Origin of the sequence: Xanthobacter sp. 91 (assembly GCF_000702385.1) — a bacterium.
Lineage (GTDB): Bacteria > Pseudomonadota > Alphaproteobacteria > Rhizobiales > Xanthobacteraceae > Xanthobacter > Xanthobacter aminoxidans.
Genome location: NZ_JNIB01000001.1, coordinates 1,312,857 through 1,330,050, shown reverse-complemented (window position 1 = coordinate 1,330,050; position 17,194 = coordinate 1,312,857). Strand labels below are relative to the sequence as shown.

14 protein-coding genes are annotated in these 17,194 nt (G+C 67.9%); 2 read left to right on the top strand and 12 right to left on the bottom strand.

Going from position 1 to position 17,194, the window contains the following annotated elements; translation table 11 throughout:
* Position 1: 1 nt before the first annotated feature.
* The 4 genes from A37E_RS0106385 to A37E_RS0106370 all read right to left on the bottom strand — a co-directional run bounded on the left by A37E_RS0106385 (position 2) and on the right by A37E_RS0106370 (position 4,076).
* Positions 2-1,624 carry an ABC-F family ATP-binding cassette domain-containing protein gene (locus A37E_RS0106385; protein WP_029555852.1) on the bottom strand — a complete coding sequence of 541 codons (1,623 nt, stop codon included), beginning with the start codon at positions 1,622-1,624 and terminating at the stop codon, positions 2-4.
* An 86-nt stretch (positions 1,625-1,710) separates the two neighbouring features.
* On the bottom strand, positions 1,711-2,850 hold the full coding sequence (locus A37E_RS0106380; protein ID WP_029555851.1) for an FAD-dependent oxidoreductase: 1,140 nt from the start codon (positions 2,848-2,850) through the stop codon (positions 1,711-1,713).
* 5 nt (positions 2,851-2,855) lie between these two features.
* A complete protein-coding gene (locus A37E_RS0106375; protein WP_029555850.1) occupies positions 2,856-3,479 on the bottom strand; it encodes a YeeE/YedE thiosulfate transporter family protein in 624 nt (207 codons plus the stop codon).
* A 30-nt stretch (positions 3,480-3,509) separates the two neighbouring features.
* Positions 3,510-4,076, bottom strand: a complete 567-nt coding sequence (locus A37E_RS0106370; RefSeq protein ID WP_051678835.1) for a YeeE/YedE thiosulfate transporter family protein — start codon at positions 4,074-4,076, stop codon at positions 3,510-3,512.
* A 167-nt stretch (positions 4,077-4,243) separates the two neighbouring features.
* Here A37E_RS0106370 and A37E_RS0106365 point away from each other — a divergent pair, with 167 nt between their 5' ends.
* Complete coding sequence (locus A37E_RS0106365; protein WP_029555848.1) at positions 4,244-5,542, top strand: FAD/NAD(P)-binding oxidoreductase; 1,299 nt, start codon at positions 4,244-4,246, stop codon at positions 5,540-5,542.
* Between the two features lie 10 nt (positions 5,543-5,552).
* Here A37E_RS0106365 and cysN read toward each other — a convergent pair whose 3' ends face one another.
* The 5 genes from cysN to A37E_RS0106340 all read right to left on the bottom strand — a co-directional run bounded on the left by cysN (position 5,553) and on the right by A37E_RS0106340 (position 12,443).
* Positions 5,553-7,463, bottom strand: coding sequence for a sulfate adenylyltransferase subunit CysN (gene cysN, locus A37E_RS0106360; RefSeq protein ID WP_029555847.1), 1,911 nt, complete (start codon positions 7,461-7,463; stop codon positions 5,553-5,555).
* Positions 7,463-8,362 (bottom strand): sulfate adenylyltransferase subunit CysD, encoded by a 900-nt coding sequence (cysD, locus tag A37E_RS0106355; protein ID WP_029555846.1) that lies wholly within the window; start codon positions 8,360-8,362, stop codon positions 7,463-7,465. The genes cysN and cysD overlap by 1 nt, the downstream gene beginning before the upstream one ends.
* 534 nt (positions 8,363-8,896) lie before the next feature.
* On the bottom strand, positions 8,897-9,511 hold the full coding sequence (locus A37E_RS0106350; RefSeq protein ID WP_029555845.1) for a TetR/AcrR family transcriptional regulator: 615 nt from the start codon (positions 9,509-9,511) through the stop codon (positions 8,897-8,899).
* A 246-nt stretch (positions 9,512-9,757) separates the two neighbouring features.
* Positions 9,758-10,867 carry a polyphosphate kinase 2 gene (gene ppk2 / locus A37E_RS0106345; RefSeq protein WP_051678834.1) on the bottom strand — a complete coding sequence of 370 codons (1,110 nt, stop codon included), beginning with the start codon at positions 10,865-10,867 and terminating at the stop codon, positions 9,758-9,760.
* A gap of 379 nt (positions 10,868-11,246) precedes the next feature.
* A complete protein-coding gene (locus A37E_RS0106340) occupies positions 11,247-12,443 on the bottom strand; it encodes a serine hydrolase domain-containing protein (protein ID WP_051678833.1) in 1,197 nt (398 codons plus the stop codon).
* Between the two features lie 260 nt (positions 12,444-12,703).
* Here A37E_RS0106340 and A37E_RS0106335 point away from each other — a divergent pair, with 260 nt between their 5' ends.
* Positions 12,704-13,618 (top strand): SMP-30/gluconolactonase/LRE family protein, encoded by a 915-nt coding sequence (locus A37E_RS0106335; RefSeq protein WP_029555842.1) that lies wholly within the window; start codon positions 12,704-12,706, stop codon positions 13,616-13,618.
* A gap of 104 nt (positions 13,619-13,722) precedes the next feature.
* Here A37E_RS0106335 and serA read toward each other — a convergent pair whose 3' ends face one another.
* The 3 genes from serA to A37E_RS0106320 all read right to left on the bottom strand — a co-directional run bounded on the left by serA (position 13,723) and on the right by A37E_RS0106320 (position 17,193).
* On the bottom strand, positions 13,723-14,982 hold the full coding sequence (serA, locus tag A37E_RS0106330) for a phosphoglycerate dehydrogenase (protein WP_029555841.1): 1,260 nt from the start codon (positions 14,980-14,982) through the stop codon (positions 13,723-13,725).
* A 225-nt stretch (positions 14,983-15,207) separates the two neighbouring features.
* The gene (locus tag A37E_RS0106325) at positions 15,208-15,711 is read right to left on the bottom strand and encodes a YqhA family protein (protein ID WP_029555840.1); all 504 of its coding nucleotides are present in this window, start codon (positions 15,709-15,711) and stop codon (positions 15,208-15,210) included.
* 18 nt (positions 15,712-15,729) lie between these two features.
* Positions 15,730-17,193 (bottom strand): GntP family permease, encoded by a 1,464-nt coding sequence (locus A37E_RS0106320; RefSeq protein WP_029555839.1) that lies wholly within the window; start codon positions 17,191-17,193, stop codon positions 15,730-15,732.
* Position 17,194: the final 1 nt, after the last annotated feature.

The window sequence follows — 17,194 nt, the reverse complement described above, 5'->3', positions numbered from 1 at the left end:
CTCAGTTCCTCAAGCCCGGCGCTTCCTGGCCGGTGCGGGCGACATATTCCGTATAGCCGCCATTGTACTGGTGGATGCCGTCCTGCGTCAGCTCCAGCACCCGGTTGGAGAGGGCGGCGAGGAAGTGCCGGTCATGGGAGACGAACAGCATCGTCCCCTCGTAATCGGCCAGCGCCGCCACCAGCATTTCCTTGGTGGCCATGTCGAGATGGTTGGTGGGCTCGTCCAGCACGAGGAAATTGGGCGGGTCGAACAGCATCTTGGCCATCACGAGCCGCGCCTTCTCGCCGCCGGAGAGCACGCGGCAGCGCTTTTCCGCGTCGTCTCCGGAGAAGCCGAAGCAGCCGGCCAGCGTCCGCAGGGCACCCTGTCCGGCCTGGGGGAACGCATCTTCCAGCGTCTCGAACACGGTGCGCTCTCCCTCCAGCAGGTCCATGGCGTGCTGGGCGAAATAGCCCATCTTCACGCTGGCGCCGACATTGACCGTGCCGTCGTCCGGCGTGGTGGAGCCCGCGATGAGCTTGAGCAAAGTGGACTTGCCGGCGCCGTTGACGCCCATGACGCACCAGCGCTCGCGGCGGCGGATGTGGAAGTCCAGCCCCTCGTAGATGACTTTGCTGCCGTAGCTTTTGTGGACGCCCTTGAGGCTCGCCACGTCCTCGCCGGAGCGGGGCGCGGGGGCGAACTCGAAGGCCACCGCCTCGCGGCGGCGGGGCGGCTCCACCCGGTCGATCTTCTCCAGCTTCTTCACCCGGCTCTGCACCTGCGCGGCGTGGGAGGCGCGGGCCTTGAAGCGCTCGATGAAGGCGATCTCCTTGGCCAGCATGGCCTGCTGGCGCTCGTATTGCGCCTGCTGCTGCTTCTCGTTCATCGCCCGCTGGCCGGCGTAGAATTCATAGTCGCCGGAATAGGTGTTGAGGCTGCCGGCGTCGATCTCGACGATCTTGTTCACGATGCGGTTCATGAAGGCGCGGTCGTGCGACGTCATCATCAGCGCGCCGTCGAAGCCCTTGAGGAAGCTTTCCAGCCAGATCAGGCTCTCGATGTCGAGATGGTTGGAGGGTTCGTCCAGCAGCATCACGTCCGGGCGCATGAGGAGAATGCGGGCAAGCGCCACGCGCATCTTCCAGCCGCCCGAGAGCTTGCCCACGTCGCCGTCCATCATCTCCTGGGAGAAGCCGAGGCCGGCGAGAACCTCCGCCGCGCGGCCCTCCAGTGCATAGCCGCCCAGCTCTTCGAAGCGGGCCTGCACCTCGCCGTAGCGCTCGACGAGGGCATCCATCTCGTCCATGCGGTCGGGATCGCCCAGCGCCGCCTCGATCTCCTTCAGCTCGGCCGCGACGGTGCTCACCGGGCCGGCGCCGTCCATCACCTCGGCGAGGGCGGAGCGGCCGGACATCTCGCCCACGTCCTGGCTGAAATAGCCGATGGTGATGCCGCGGTCGGCCGAGACCTGGCCCTCGTCCGGCGTCTCCTGCCCGGTCATCATGCGGAACAAGGTGGTCTTGCCGGCGCCGTTGGGGCCGACGAGGCCCACCTTCTCGCCCTTCAGCAGCGCCGCCGACGCCTCGATGAAGACGAGCTGCCGGCCGTTCTGCTTGCTGATGTTGTCGAGGCGGATCATGGGAAAAGGGCACCCGGGGCTCTGGGGATCGTTCGTCCCGGGGGCTTAATGCATCTTTGTGCGGTGCGAAAGGGGCGGGGCCCGCCTCAGGCGGCGCGATAGGCGCTGAGGTAGTGGGCCTCGAACATCCGTTTCACATGGTGCAGCGGGCCGAGCCGGGGCAAGGCGAAGTTGCGCCGCGTGTCGCGGAACACCAGCATGCCCGCGTCCAGCGTATCGACGATGCAGACGAGTTCGGGCCGGAAGGTCTCCCGCTCGGGCCGGCCGGCGAGGGCGGCGGCGATGTTGCGGGCGGCGGCGCGGGCCTGGAGATCGGCCTGGTGGGCCTGCTTGGGCATCCAGTCCGGGCCGGGGAAGGAGCCGGCGTCGCCCGCGACATAGACGTCGTCGAGGCCCTGCACCGCGCAGGTGGCATCGGCCGCGACGAAGCCGCCGTGCGAGAGCGGCAGGCAGCTCTCCGACAGCCATGCCGGTCCGGTGAGGCCGGGCATGAAGAGGATCAGATCGGCGGGAATCTCGCCGCCCTCCGTCACCACTTTGTCTGGCGCAAAGCGCAGCGGCTTGTGGCCGAGGTGGGTCTTGATGCCGCGCCGCTCCATCTCCTTCAGCAGCCCGCCGACGGCCTTCGGGCCAAGGCGCTGGCCGGGCTGGGTGGAGGCGTTGAAGAAGACCAGATCCACGGCCTCCCGCCGGCCCTGCCGGCGCAGCAGGGTGTCGAGGCCGAACAGGAACTCGAACATGGGCCCGCCGCGCACCGCCGAGGGTTCCTGCGGATTGGCGCCGAACCCCACGGCAATGGTGCCCCGTTCGAGGGTCGCGAGGCGCCGGCGCAGGGCCTCGGCCACGGCGATGCCTTCGCAGGGGATGAAGGCGTTCTCGATGCCCGGCAGCTTGCGGATATAGCGCCCGCCGGTGGCGATGAGCAGCACGTCGTTCTCGATGACGCCGCCGCTGGTGTGAACCCGTCGCCCGCCGTCCGTCACCTGCTCCACTGTCGCGGCGATGTGGCGGACGCCGTGGCGGGCGAAGAAGCCTGTGAGCGGGATCGTCAGGTCCTCCGCCCGCCGCAGCCCTGCCGGGACCCAGATGAGGCTCGGCAGATAGGTGAGCACGGGGTTGGGCGACACCACCGTGATGTCCGCCCCGACGCGTCGCCGTCGCAGCTCGCGTACGGCGGTCAGCGCCGCAAAGCCGGAGCCCAGAATGACGATGCGTGGCGCGGACATGGGGATCACTCCGCCGGTTCGAGGTGGGAGCGCGTGGTCTTCACCGGCGCGGCGGGGCCGAAGTCACCGTCCACGTCGGCACCGAGATCGGCGCGCCAGGGCCGCCACATCTCCAGCCCCACGAGGATCAGCACCAGCACCGCCGCGAGGCCGACGGCCATCACCGGATAGGAGAGGCCGGTGAGGTCCATGAAGGTGATCTTGCCCGGCCCGGAGGCGGCGAGGACCGGCTTCAGCACCGGCTCGGCATAGCCGAAGGCGGTGGCGCCGGCGATGCCGCCGAGGAGGGTGAAGAGGGCATCGCGATAGCCCACGCCGACCTGCGCGAGCACCGTGCCCGGGCAGGCGCCGGCCAGCGCGATGCCGGCGCCGAGCATCAGGCCGCCCACCACGTCGGCGGCGTAGAAGGTGGCCTTCGGGGCGAGCTTCACGAGGCCAAAGCCGTGCAGTGCCGCGATCACCAGCGCACCGGTGGCGACGGCGGTGAGGAACACCTTGAGCATGATGAAATTGCGGAACTGCATCTGTCCCACGATCATGCCGGGCTCGAACACGCGGGACTTTTCGAGGGCGACGCCGAACACCGTGCCCATGAGCAGGCCGATGACGATGGATTGGACGAGAGACATGGCTTTGGCCTTTCTTGTGGTCCGTTCGCGTCAGATGCGGCGCAGCAGGAGCAGCGCGGTGGCGATGCCGCCGGCGAACATGGCGGCGACGGCGACGGTGGAGGACACGGCAAGCTGCGCCATGCCGGACAGGCCATGGCCGGAGGTGCAGCCATCGGCGATGCGGGCACCGAACAGCATCACGAAGCCGGCGCCGAACGCCACCGCATAGCGCACGCCGGGGCTCGCCGTGCCGAGCGCCCGCGACCAGATGGGCGAGATCGGCTGGCGGCGGGCGCCGGAGATGCGCATGGAGAGAAAGGCGCCGATGGCGACGCCGATCACCAGCGCCACCTGCCACCAGTTCTTGCCGGTGGCGGCGATGTGCTTGGCCACATAGTCGATGCTGGTCACGGCCGGGTCGATCCACGATGCCGCGATGCCGCCGACGGTGACATAGGACGAGGAGGCGCCGAGCGCCGTCTCGATGAGCAGGAAGGCCGGCACCTGCAGAAGGCCGATGAGAATGCCGGCCACGTAGGGCGACCACGCCTTGGCCTTCAGCGAACAGGCGAAGCCTGAACCGGACCCGCCCCGGGCCTGTGCGATCTCGCTCATGGGGTTCCTCCTTGACGGTGCGTCGTGACGACGTCCAAATCCCTTGACATTCAAAAAAATGAAATTCTAATTCTTGAATGTCAAGAGGCGCGACGTGGGGTCAACAGGTCCCGAGCGTGCCCGGCATCCGCCGGCAGGACCGGCGGGCGCACCAATTGGAGGAAACCATGTCGCGGATCGTCATCCTCGGCGCCGGGCTCGGCGGCGTCATCATGGCCTACGAGATGAAGGAGAAGGTGGGGGCGAAGCACGAGGTGGTGGTGGTCAACAAGGGCTCCACCTACAGCTTCGTGCCGTCCAATCCGTGGGTCGCCGTCGGCTGGCGCAAGCCGGAGGAGATCACGGTGGACCTCACCAAGGTCTTCCAGTCGCGCGGCATCCGCCTCATGCCCATGGGTGCGAAAAGGCTCGATCCGAAGACCAATTCGATCGAACTGAACGACGGCGAGACGCTCGATTACGATTATCTCGTCATCGCCACCGGTCCCGACCTCGCCTTCGACGAGGTGGAGGGGCTCGGCCCCGCCGGCCATACGCAGTCGGTCTGTCTCACCGACCATGCCGCCGAGGCCCGCACGGCGTTCGATGCGCTGGTGCGGTCACCGGGGCCGATCGTGGTCGGGGCGGCGGCCGGCGCCTCCTGCTTCGGGCCGGCCTATGAATTCGCCTTCATCCTCGACGCCGCCTTGCGCAAGGCCAAGGTCCGCGACCGCGTGCCCATGACCTTCGTGACGCCCGAGCCCTATATCGGCCATCTCGGCCTCGACGGCGTGGGTGACACCAAGGGCCTTCTGGAGGGCGCGCTGCGCGAGAAGCACATCAAGTGGATCACCAATGCCCGCGTCGCCCGCGTGGAGGCCGGCCGCATGAGCGTGGAGGAGGTGAACGAGGATGCGAGCGTGAAGGCGACCCACGATCTGCCCTTCGCCTTCTCCATGATCCTGCCGGCCTTCCGCGGCGTGCCGGCGGTGTCCGGTCACGAGGGACTCAGCAATCCCCGCGGCTTCGTCATCGTGGACCGGCACCAGCAGAACCCGGCCTATCCCAACATCTTCGCCATCGGCGTCTGCGTCGCCATCCCGCCCATGGGCAAGACGCCGCTGCCGGTGGGCGTGCCCAAGACCGGCTTCATGATCGAATCCATGGTCACGGCCACCGCCGCCAACATCGCCGCGCTGCTCGCGGGGGAAAAGCCGCGGGCGGTGGCGACGTGGAACGCGGTGTGCCTTGCCGACTTCGGCGACGGCGGCATCGCCTTCATCGCCCAGCCGCAGATCCCGCCGCGCAACGTCAACTGGTCGTCGCAGGGCGCGTGGGTGCACACCGCCAAGGTCGGCTTCGAGCGCTACTTCCTGCACAAGGTGCGGCAGGGCGTGAGCGAGACTTTCTACGAGAACGCCGCCCTGAGCCTGCTCGGCATCAAGAAGCTCAAGGAAGTGCGGATGGAGGAGGCGGGGCCGGTGTGACCGGCCCCGCTCACGGGATCAGCATCCGCACGATGGCCTCGGCGGCGGCTTCGGCGTCCATGGCGGTGGTGTCCACGCGCAGCTCGGGAGCGGCGGGGGCTTCATACGGGCTGTCGATGCCGGTGAAGTTCTTGAGCTGGCCCGCGCGGGCCTTCTTGTAGAGGCCCTTCACGTCGCGCCGCTCGGCTTCCGCCAGCGGCGTGTCGATGAACACCTCGAAGAACTCGCCGGGCTGCATCATGCCGCGCACCATGTCGCGCTCGGCGCGGAAGGGGCTGATGAAGGCGGTGATGACGATGAGGCCGGCATCGGTCATCAGCTTCGCCACCTCGCCCACGCGGCGGATGTTCTCCACCCGGTCGGCGGCGGTGAAGCCGAGATCCTTGTTGAGCCCGTGGCGCACATTGTCGCCGTCGAGCAGGAAGGTGTGCCGGTTCATCCGGGCCAGCTTCTTCTCCACCAGATTGGCGATGGTGGACTTGCCCGCGCCGGACAGGCCGGTGAGCCAGACCACCGCCGGCTTCTGGTTCTTCAGCGCGGCATGGTGCTCTCGGCCAATGTCGGTGGCCTGCCAGTGGACGTTGTCCGACCGCCTGAGCGCGAAGTGGATCATGCCCGCGCCGACGGTGGCATTCGTCATCTTGTCGATGAGGATGAAGCCGCCGAGGTCCCGGTTCTCCGCATAGGGCTCGAACGGGATGCGCCGGTCGGTGGCGATGTTGCAGGAGCCGATGGCGTTCAGCTCCAGCGTCTTCGCCGCCAGATGGTCCATGTTGTTGACGTTCACCTGGTACTTGGGCTCGGTGATGGTGGCGGACACCGTCTGGGTGCCGAGCTTCAGCCAGTAGGGACGGCCCGGCAGCATGGGCTGCTCGTCCATCCACACGATGATTGCCTCGAACTGGTCGGCCGCCTGCACCGGGGCCTCCGCCGCCGCGATGACGTCGCCGCGCGAGCAGTCGATCTCGTCGGCAAGGCACAGGGTGACGGACTGGCCCGCCACCGCCTCGGCAAGATCGCCGTCCAGCGTCACGATGCGCGCCACCGTGCTGGTCTTGCCCGAGGGCAGGACGCGGATGGCATCGCCCGGCTTCACCGTGCCGGAGGAGATGAGGCCGGCAAAGCCGCGGAAGTCGAGGTTGGGCCGGTTGACCCACTGCACCGCCATGCGGAACGGCTTTTGCGCGTCATGGGCGGCGTCGATCTCCACGCTCTCCAGATGCGCCATCAGCGTCGGGCCGGAGTGCCACGGCGTGTTGGGGGAGAGGGTGGTGATGTTGTCGCCCTTGAAGCCGGAGATGGGCAAAGCGACGAAATCCGTGATGCCGATGGAGGCGGCGAAGGCCCGGTAGTCGGCGACGATCTGCTCGAACACCTCGCGGCTGTAGCCCACGAGGTCCATCTTGTTCACCGCCAGCACGATGTTGCGGATGCCGATGAGGTGGGCGAGATAGGAGTGGCGCCGGGTCTGGGTGAGCACGCCCTTGCGCGCGTCCACGAGGATCACCGCGAGGTCGGCGGTGGAGGCGCCCGTCACCATGTTGCGGGTGTACTGCTCGTGGCCGGGGGTGTCGGCGACGATGAATTTGCGCTTCTCCGTGGCGAAGAAGCGGTACGCCACATCGATGGTGATGCCCTGCTCGCGCTCGGCGGCGAGGCCGTCCACGAGGAGCGCGAAATCCAGCTCCTGCCCCTGCGTGCCGACCTTCTTCGAGTCGGCCTCCAGCGCGGCGAGCTGATCCTCGAAGATCATCTTGGAATCGTAGAGCAGCCGCCCGATGAGGGTGGACTTGCCGTCGTCCACGCTGCCGCAGGTGATGAAGCGCAGCATGGTCTTGTGCTCGTGGACGTCGAGATACTTGTCGATGTCCTCGGCGATGAGGGCGTCGGTCTTGTAGACGGGATCGAGGGGCGCGCTCATCAGAAATACCCCTCCTGCTTCTTCTTCTCCATGCCGGCGCCACCGGCATCCTTGTCGATGGCGCGGCCCTGACGCTCGGAGGTGGTGGTGAGCAGCATTTCCTGGATCACCTGCGGCAGGGTGTCCGCCGTGCTCTCCACCGCGCCGGTGAGCGGGTAGCAGCCGAGCGTGCGGAAGCGCACGGAGCGCATCTGCGGCTCCTCGCCGGGGCGCAGCGGGAAGCGGTCGTCATCCACCATCAGGATCAGGCCGTCGCGCTCCACGGTGGGGCGCGGGGCGGCGAAATAGAGCGGCACGATGCGGATGCCTTCGAGGTGGATGTATTGCCAGATATCCAGCTCGGTCCAGTTGGAGATGGGGAAGACGCGCATGCTCTCCCCCTTGTTCTTGCGGGCATTGTAGAGGTGCCAGAGTTCCGGCCGCTGGTTCTTCGGGTCCCAGCGGTGATTGGCCGAGCGGAAGGAGAAGACGCGCTCCTTGGCGCGGCTCTTCTCCTCGTCGCGGCGGGCGCCGCCGAAGGCCGCGTCGAAGCCCCACTTGTCCAGCGCCTGCTTGAGGCCCTCCGTCTTCCACATGTCGGTGTGCAGCGGGCCGTGGTCGAACGGGTTGATGCCCTTTTCCAGTGCTTCCGGATTCTGGTGGACGAGAAGGTCCATGCCGGCGTCGCGCGCGGCTTCGTCGCGCAACTCGTACATGGCGCGGAACTTCCAGGTGGTATCCACGTGGAGCAACGGGAAGGGCGGCGGGGAGGGAAAGAAGGCCTTCCTGGCGAGATGCAGCATCACCGCCGAATCCTTGCCCACCGAATAGAGCATCACCGGGCGCTCGGCCTCGGCGACGACCTCGCGCATGATGTGGATGCTCTCCGCCTCGAGGCGCTGGAGATGGGTCAGGCTCATCTTGTCTTCGCTCTTCGGTCCCAACGCGACGCAACGGACGGCGCAGGGACACCGCCCTATTCCGCATCTGTGAGATGTGGATATCTTATTTCTACTCCACATTCCGACAAAAGGCGAGCCGCCTGCGCGGGGGCAGGCAAGGCGCGTCATTGCGCGCGGCACCGGCCCGGCGGGCTTTGACCGAGATCGCGATCCTGTGGGGGAAGCTCTGAAGGGGGGAGCTGCGGACGGCGCAAGGGGGCGGCAATGCCGCCCGCAGCTCTTGTCCCCACCGGCGGTGTTTGCGGCCACGCCGGCGGAGGGAGGTAGCTTTGCCGTTGGGGAAGGCCACCGCATCGGTACGAGGTCCGATTTCGGTTAGCGGCTCCGGCAACGGGCTGCAATCACCCCTGCAGTCTAGCTCAGATTGATCTGACAACAAACCGTCTGGACGGTTTTTATCCGAAATATTTTCGCCCGGTATCTTGGTCCGTCAAAGCGGTGTCCAGGGATGGAATTGCGGTGTCCGGGGATGCCGGATGCCGCCCGTGCAGGTCAGGAGGTGGGCCGGCGGGAGCGCCGCGGCTCGTCGGCTTCCGCAGGGGCGGGGGGCTCGGCTGGCCAGTTTCGATCATCGAGCAGGTATTCGAACATCCGGTCGCGCTCGACGTCCCCCAGCGGGCAGGTGCCCAGCATGGCCGAGAGGGCGAGCCCGCGGGCGGAGAACAGGCGGGCCAACGAGCGTCCGGGATCCCTCGCCTGGCTGACGATGAGCGCGATGGTCTGCTCGTCGCGCTCGCGCACGGGACTCATGAAGGCCGGCTCCTGCGACGCCACGCCGAGGATGGCGAACGCGATGGAGTTCGAGCCCTTCACGATCTCCCGGAACACGGCGATCTGCGCAGCGAGCGCCGGCTCGGCGTAGGCCGCGCCGTGCTCCGCCACGAAGGCTTCGGCGAACTGCGTGTAGTAGTCCGCCTGATACTCCAGCAGGGCCGCGAGCACGGCGCGCTTGTTGGGGAACTGGTGCAGCAGCCCGCCCTTGCTGACGCCGCTCTCCTTGGCGATGGCATCGAGGGTGAGGCGGCCGGCGCCGTCGCGGGCGATGATGGCGAGGGCCGCCTCGATGACGGCGGCCTTCGTGCGTTCGGAACGCGTGGTGTTATCCATGCCTCGGGCGGCCCCGGCGCCGCGCGAAAAAGGCAGCGCCCGCACAGGACATACCGTCGATGCCGTCGGCGAGACAAGTCATTCCGACACCACCGGCCGCGCGCTGTGGCTCGCCCCGCGTTCCACGGCGCGGGGTGCCGTTGCGTCGTGTGCCCGAAGCCGTTCCGGCTCGCCGGAACGGCTTCAGGTTTTCGACGCGACCCATGTCCTTCACGCGACCCGGAATCCACTTCGCGTGAAAATGGTCTAGCGCCCGCCCATCACATACTCGCCGCGCTCGTGAACCGTGTTGGCGCGGCCCACCAGCAGCGTCTCCAGCGGGCCGATGCGCTTCTGGTCCTTGTCCTTGTAGGGCAGGGAATGCAGCACGTAGCGCATGGCATTGATGCGGGCGCGCTTCTTGTCGTCGGACTTGATGACCGTCCAGGGCGAATCCGCCGTGTCGGTGTGGAAGAACATGGCTTCCTTGGCGCGGGTGTAGTCGTCCCACTTGTCGAGGGAGGCGAGGTCCACGGGCGAGAGCTTCCACTGCTTCAGCGGATGCACCTTGCGCTCCTTGAAGCGGCGGCGCTGCTCCTCCTGGCTCACCGAGAACCAGAACTTGATGAGGTGGATGCCGCTGCGCACGAGGTTGCGCTCGAACTCCGGCGCCTGGCGCAGGAACTCGCGGTATTCGTCATCCGTGCAGAAGCCCATCACCCGCTCGACGCCGGCCCTGTTGTACCAGCTCCTGTCGAACATCACGATCTCGCCGGTGGTGGGCAGGTGCTCCACATAGCGCTGGAAATACCACTGGCCGCGCTCCACCTCGCTGGGTTTCTCCAGCGCCACCACCCGCGCGCCGCGGGGGTTGAGGTGCTCCATGAAGCGCTTGATGGCGCCGCCCTTGCCGGCCGCGTCGCGGCCCTCGAACAGGATGATGACCCGCTGGCGGGAATCCTTCACCCACGACTGGAGCTTGAGAAGCTCGGTCTGGAGGATGAACTTCTGCTGCTCGTAGTCCCGCCGCAGCATCTTGTACTTGAAGGGATAGCCGCCGGTGCGCCAGTCGTCGGACAGCTCGTCGCTGGTCACGCGCGGATGGCCCGTGGGCTTGGGCATGCCCAGCGACTTGCGCAGCCGCACGGCGTCGTCAGGCGAGGCGCCGGCGAGGATGGCGGCGATGCCGGCCTTCACGTCGTCCACGCCCGCCGCCGTGGTGGGCTGGGCCGCTTCAAGGGAGGCCGACAAGGCGGCGACGGCGGACAGTTCCGCCTCCTGCGCCGCCATCTGGCGTTCCTCGGCCAGCGAGCGCTCCATCTCGGCGGGAATGGCATCGGTGCCGGCCGCGGGCGGGAGGTCGTCGGTGCTCGCCATGCTGTGCTCCTTCGGCGCCGAGGCGCGCGCCATCCGCGGCTGAAAAACCGCGTGAAAACATGGGCCTTAGCCGGCTGAAGAGCGTTGATCGAGATCAAGGGGGAGGGGAGGTAGGGGGCGGCGTCCTCGCGTCCGGGATGCATGCTGCGCCGGCGGAATGTGAGCCGGGAGGGAAGCCCATGCGATCATATCCGCTGGTCATCGCCCGGCTCGTCCGGGCGATCCACCGCGCCGCTGGAGCAATGTCCGGAAGATCGACCCGGCCCCACCGTGGATCGCCCGGACGAGCCGGGCGATGACGGCTTTGCGGCAGCCTTGCGCTGGACTCCGGATCAGCGCTCCGGCTGCGTCGTCGCTTGTCCCGGGAACCGTGCGCCTCTCACTTCGGGGCGAACTGCCCGTAGAGGTGCTTCAGCACTTCGGTGGTGGCGGCCTCGGCGGTCTGGCCGGGATAGTTGGTGACTGCCTCCACCGACATGTCGCTCGCCGGCTCCACCAGGATCTTGGCGAAGTTCATGCTGTTTGAGCCGTTGTGGGTGAGCACCGGCGTCTTCGTCCAATCCAGCTTCACGACGCCCCAGCCGAAGGCGTAGTCGCCGGTGGAGGGGGTGCCGGGGGGCGGGTCCTTGAAGGGCGGGGTTGTGACGCGGGGCTTGTGGATGACGGCCAGCGTCTCCGGCGAGACGATGTGCGGGCCGCGCTTGCCCTGGCCCGCGTTCCAGTCGCCCCAGCGGGCGAAGTCCAGCACCGACATGTGGCCGATGCCGGCCGGGCCGACCACCGGCGGAATGTCCGCCGAGGGCCCCCAGGCCATGGGCGTGGCGTTGCCCTTGTCGTCGAGCATGTGGCCGATGGGCGCGTCATACTTGCCGAAGGTGGCCTGCGGGCCGAAACCGGCGCTCTTCAGGCTGAGCGGCGCATAGATGCGCTCCTCCACCAGGCGCTCCCACGGCTTGCCGGAAACCTCTTCCAGCATGGCGCCGGCGAAGATGTAGCCGAGGTTGGAATACTGGAACGGCGAGCCGGTCTTGGGCACCTCCGGGGCGTGCTTTTTCCAGCGCTCCAGCGCGTCGAGGCGCAGGGCGGTGGTGGTTTTCTCGAAGCCCACCGGATTGAAATAGATGCCGACGATCTCCTCGTTGTCGGAGGGGATGCCGCTGGTGTGGGAGAGAAGCTGCTCCAGCGTCACCGCCGCGAGCTTCGGGTCCATGTCCTTCACCTTGCCGCCCAGCACCTCGCCGAGCGTGCTCGTCCACTTGATCCTGCCTTCCTCCACCAGCGTTCCGGCGACGGTGGCGGTGAAGGCCTTGGTGTCGGAGCCGAGATGGAAGCGGTCTTCCACCGTCACCGGGACGTCGAGGCCGATGGCGCGCTTGCCCACGGCCCCCGCCGCGATGATCTCGCCCGAGCGGGTGACGGCGGCGGCCAGAGCCGGCAGGCCGTATTTGGCGCGCACGCCTTCGAGATAGAGGTCGAGGTTTTCAGCGGCCTGCACCGGCGCCGACAAAGTGAGGGCTGCCGCAAGGCCCAGTGCGAGGGCGTGGAAGACGCCTGGTTCCGAGCGCCTGAAATCCATGGACGATCCCCCTGTCGCCGCGCCGTTGATCCGGCCAAGCGTGGCCGTATGAACGCAGGCAAACCGGCCCGCTGGCAAGGGACATTCGGCGTACGTGCGGCGGCGCTGGCGTGCCCGGGCAACACGGATACGGCCGCTCATCCGGCTACACGCCGGCCCGCCGGGCGTGTAGAACCGAAGGCAAAGCTCAAGCGCGCGACCGCCCGCAGAGGCGAGTGGCTGTCGGTGTGCCCGCAGCCGGACGCGCGAGGAGGAAACGCATGTACGCCGCCCCGCCCGCCGTGGTCGCCCGCCCGTTCGTGGTGATGCCCGATGCCCTCAGGATCGAGGGCCGCCGCTCCGAGTGGAGCGAGGTCCAGTTCGGCGGCGTGCCGCTGACGACCTTTCTTGAAGGCCCCTCCTTCGATCGCGCGGGCAATCTGTGGGTCGTGGACATCCCGTGGGGGCGCCTCATCAAGGTGACGCCGCAGGGGAAGGTCAGCGTCGAGGCGGAGTATGACGGCGAGCCCAACGGCCTGAAGTTCCACAAGGACGGCCGCGGCTTCATCGCCGACCACCGGCACGGCATCATGGTGTTCGATCCCGCCACCGGCCGGGTGGAGCCCTATCTCGAACGGGCGATGCTCCAGCGCTTCAAGGGCGTGAACGACCTGATCTTCGCCAGCAACGGCGATCTCTATTTCACCGACCAGGGCCAGACCGGCCTGCACGACCCGTCCGGCTGCCTCTATCGCCTGCGGACAGACGGGCGGCTGGACTGTGTGCTGAAGGGCATCCCCAGCCCCAACGGCCTCGTGCTCAACAAGACCGAGACCGTGCTCTTCCTCGCGGTGACGCGGGCCAACGCCATCTGGCGCGTGCCGCTGATGCGCGACGGCACGGCGAGCAAGGTGGGCACCTTCATCCAGCTCTCGGGCGGCGGCGGGCCGGACGGCCTCGCCATCGACGAGGAGGACAACCTCGTCGTCTGCCACATGGGCCTCGGTTCGGTCTGGCTGTTCAGCGCGCTCGGCGAGCCCATGCTGCGCATTAGGTCGCCGGAGGGCCATCTCACCACCAATTGCGCCTTCGGTGGGCCGGACAACCGGACGCTCTTCATCACCGAATCGAAGACCGGCACCATCCTCACCGCCGATCTGCCGGTGCCGGGCCGGCGCATGTATTCCCACGCCTGAAATCAGGGACGGGGATTTTCGGCCTCATGGCCGGGCGTGGTGCGGCGGGGCCACACCACGCGGTCTGTTCCGCATCTCTCGGCCGTATGGGCAGAGGCTGCCGCTCAGGCCTTGTATTCGTAGAGCAGGCGGGCGCGGATGGTGCCTTCCAGCGCGCGGATCTCGGCGAGGATGGCCTGGCTGTCCACGGCGGAGGCGTCCGCATCGAGCACCACATAGCCGATGTCGGCATTGGTCTCGTAATACTGCGCGGCGATGTTGACCGCGTGGCGGGCCAGCACCTCGTTGAGGCGGCCGAGCATGCCCGGCAGGTTGCGCTGAACCTGGATGAAGCGGGTGCCGGTGGGACGCGCCGGCAGCTGCACCTGCGGGAAGTTCACCGCGCCCATGGTGGAGCCGGTGTCCGAGTAGTCGAGCAGCTTGCGGGCCACCTCGGCGCCGATGCGCTCCTGCGCCTCCTCGGTGGAGCCGCCGATGTGCGGCGTGAGGATGACGTTGGGCAGGCCCTGCAGCGGGGAGACGAACTTCTGGCCGTTGGCGCTGGGCTCCACGGGGAACACGTCCACCGCCGCGCCGCGCAGGCGGCCTTCCTTCAGCGCGTCGGCGAGGGTGTCGAGGTCCACCACCGTGCCGCGGCTGTTGTTGATGAGATAGGCGCCCTTCTTCATGGCGGCGATCTCGGCGCGGCCGATCAGCCCGTGGGTGGCGGGGGTCTCGGGCACGTGCAGGCTCACCACGTCGCTCTGGGAGAGCACCTCGGCCATGGTCGCCACCGGCTCGGTGTTGCCGTGGCGGAGCTTGTCGGTGTGATCGTAATAGATCACCCGCATGCCCATCGCCTCGGCGAGGTTGGAGAGCTGCGAGCCGATATTGCCGTAGCCGATGATGCCCAGCGTCTTGCCGCGCACCTCGTGGCTGTCGGTGGCCGACTTGTCCCACAGGCCCTCATGGGCGGCGGCGGAGCGGTTGGGGATGCGGCGCAGCAGCATCACGATCTCGCCGATCACCAGCTCCGCCACGCTGCGGGTGTTGGAGAAGGGCGCGTTGAACACCGGGATGCCGGCGATGCGGGTGGCGTCGATGTCCACCTGGTTGGTGCCGACGCTGAAGCAGCCGATGGCGATGAGCCGGTCCGCCGCCTCCAGCACGTCGGCGGTGATCTGGGTGCGCGAGCGGATGCCGAGCAGGTAGACGCCCTTCAGCGCCTCCTTCAGCGCCTCCCCGTCCAGCGCCTTGGGCAGGCGGGTGAGGTTGGTGTAGCCGGCGGCGAGCATCATCTCGACGGCGCTGTCGTTGACGCCTTCGAGCAGCAGCACCTTGATCTTGTCGCGGGACAGGGAAAGCTGGGGGGCGTTTTGGGTCACGGGGCGCGACGTCCTTCGGCGGTCAACAGGCGAACCCGCGCGGAAATGAGCTGCCGCAAATGAGGTTCGGCTTGAAATGGTGGTTGCCGGGTGGCGGATGCGGCCCGGCGGCGGCGCGAAATTAGCGATTTTGCCGCGCCAGTCCAGACATCGCGCGCCTTTGCCGCGGCTGGGACGTGACGCTGGGGGAGGGGTGGGGCGGCTCCGTGAGCCGGGATCGCCCCCTCAATCCTCGCGCGAGGAGGGGTGGAAGCGGTCGGTCAGCGCCAGAACGGCGTAGGCGGCGACGAAGATGATGTTGGCGACCACCAGCCACTTCACCTGCGCCTCGCTCACGTCCGTCTCCAGCCGCATCAGCGCCTTCAGGAGCGTGATGCCGGTGATGGCCATGAGCGAGGCGAACAGCTTCAGCTTCAGCCCCGAGAAGGAGATGCGCGTCATCCAGACCGGCGAGGAGGGCGTGTCGGCGCGGTCGATCTTCTCGACGAAATTCTCGTAGCCGGAGGAGATCACCACCACCAGCAGCCCGCCCACCAGGGCAAGGTCGATGAGGGTGAGGATGCCCATGATGACGTGCGTCTCGTTCATGCTCGGCAGGGCGATGGCGAAGCGCACGAGTTCCAGAAGGAAGGCGACGACGAGCAAGGCGAGCGCCACCGAGAGCCCCGCGAACAGCGGCACCATGGCCCAGCGGCTCAGCGTCACCAGCCGTACGATCGCCTTGCGCATCGCCTCGTCCCCTTCCGCTCAGAAGCTGCCGACCAGCGTGCCGAGCCCGATCACCACGGCCAGCGCGATGAGGGCGCCCACCACGGCGGCCATCACGATGTCGAGGTAGCCTTCCTTGTGGGTCACGCCGCACACGGAGAGCAGCGTCACCACTGCGCCGTTGTGGGGCAGGCTGTCCAGCGTGCCGGAGCCGATGACGGCGACGCGGTGCATGAGGGACGGGTCCATGCCGATCTCGTGGGCGATCTTCATGTAGGTCGGCCCCAGCGCGTCGAGGGCGATGGTGAGGCCGCCGGAGGCCGAGCCGGTGAGGGCGGCGAGGATGTTGGTGGCCACCGCTAGCGACACCAGCGGCCCGCCCTCGATGCCCAGCACGAAGTTGCGCACGTCGGTGAAGGCGGGCAGCGCCGCGACGATGGCGCCGAAGCCGACGAGGCTCGCCACCGACAGGATGGGCAGCACCGAGGCATTGGCGCCCGCCGTCATAGTGGCGCGCAGCTCCGGCACGCTGGTGAAGTTGATGATGATGCAGGTGACGATGGCCGCCGCCAGCGCCACGATCACCGACCACACGCCACCCACCGCCGAAAGCGTCACGCCGCCCCACTGGGGATCGGCGAGGAAGCTCACGTCCATGCGCGGCAGCACCACGAAGGACATGAGCAGGTTGACGACGATCACCACCACGATGGGCAGCGCCGCCAGCAGGATGGGCGGCGCGCGGGGGGATTCATCGCTGGAATGGATTTCGGAGGGATCGAACGGGCCGGCCGTGGAGGCGCGCTCGCGCACGATGGGGTCGTCCGCCGCGAGGTCCGCGCTTTCATCCGGGGCGGCGATGAGGGAGCCGAAGCCCTCGCCGGCCGCGCGGGCGGCATTCTCCCGCCGCTTCAGCCACCACATGCCGAAGCCGAGCATGATGAGCGAGGCGATGATGCCGAGCCCCGGCGCCGCGAACGGCGTGGTGCCGAAGAACGGCATGGGGATGGCGTTCTGGATGGAGGGCGTGCCGGGCATGGCCGACATGGTGAAGGTGGAGGTGCCGAGCGCGATGGCCGCCGGCATCAGGCGGCGCGGCACGCCGGCCGCGCGGAACAAGGCGACGCCCATGGGCGCGAGCACGAAGAAGGCGACGAACAGCGACACGCCGCCATAGGTGACGATGGCGCCGGCCAGCACCACCGCGAGGATGGCGCGGCTGGGGCCGAGCTTTTCCGTCATGTAGTTGGCGATGGAGGTGACCGAGCCGGAATCCTCCATCAGCTTGCCGAATACTGCCCCCAGCAGGAACAGCGGGAAGAATTGCGCGACGAAATCCGCCGCGTTGCGCATGAAGGTCTGCGTCCAGCTCGCGAGCAGCGGCTCGCCGGAGAAGGCGGCCGCGATCAGGCCCGCGATGGGCGCGAGGATGAGGATGGAGGAGCCGCGGAAGGCCAGGAAGATGAGGACGGCGAGGCCGACCAGAATGCCGATGAGACCCATG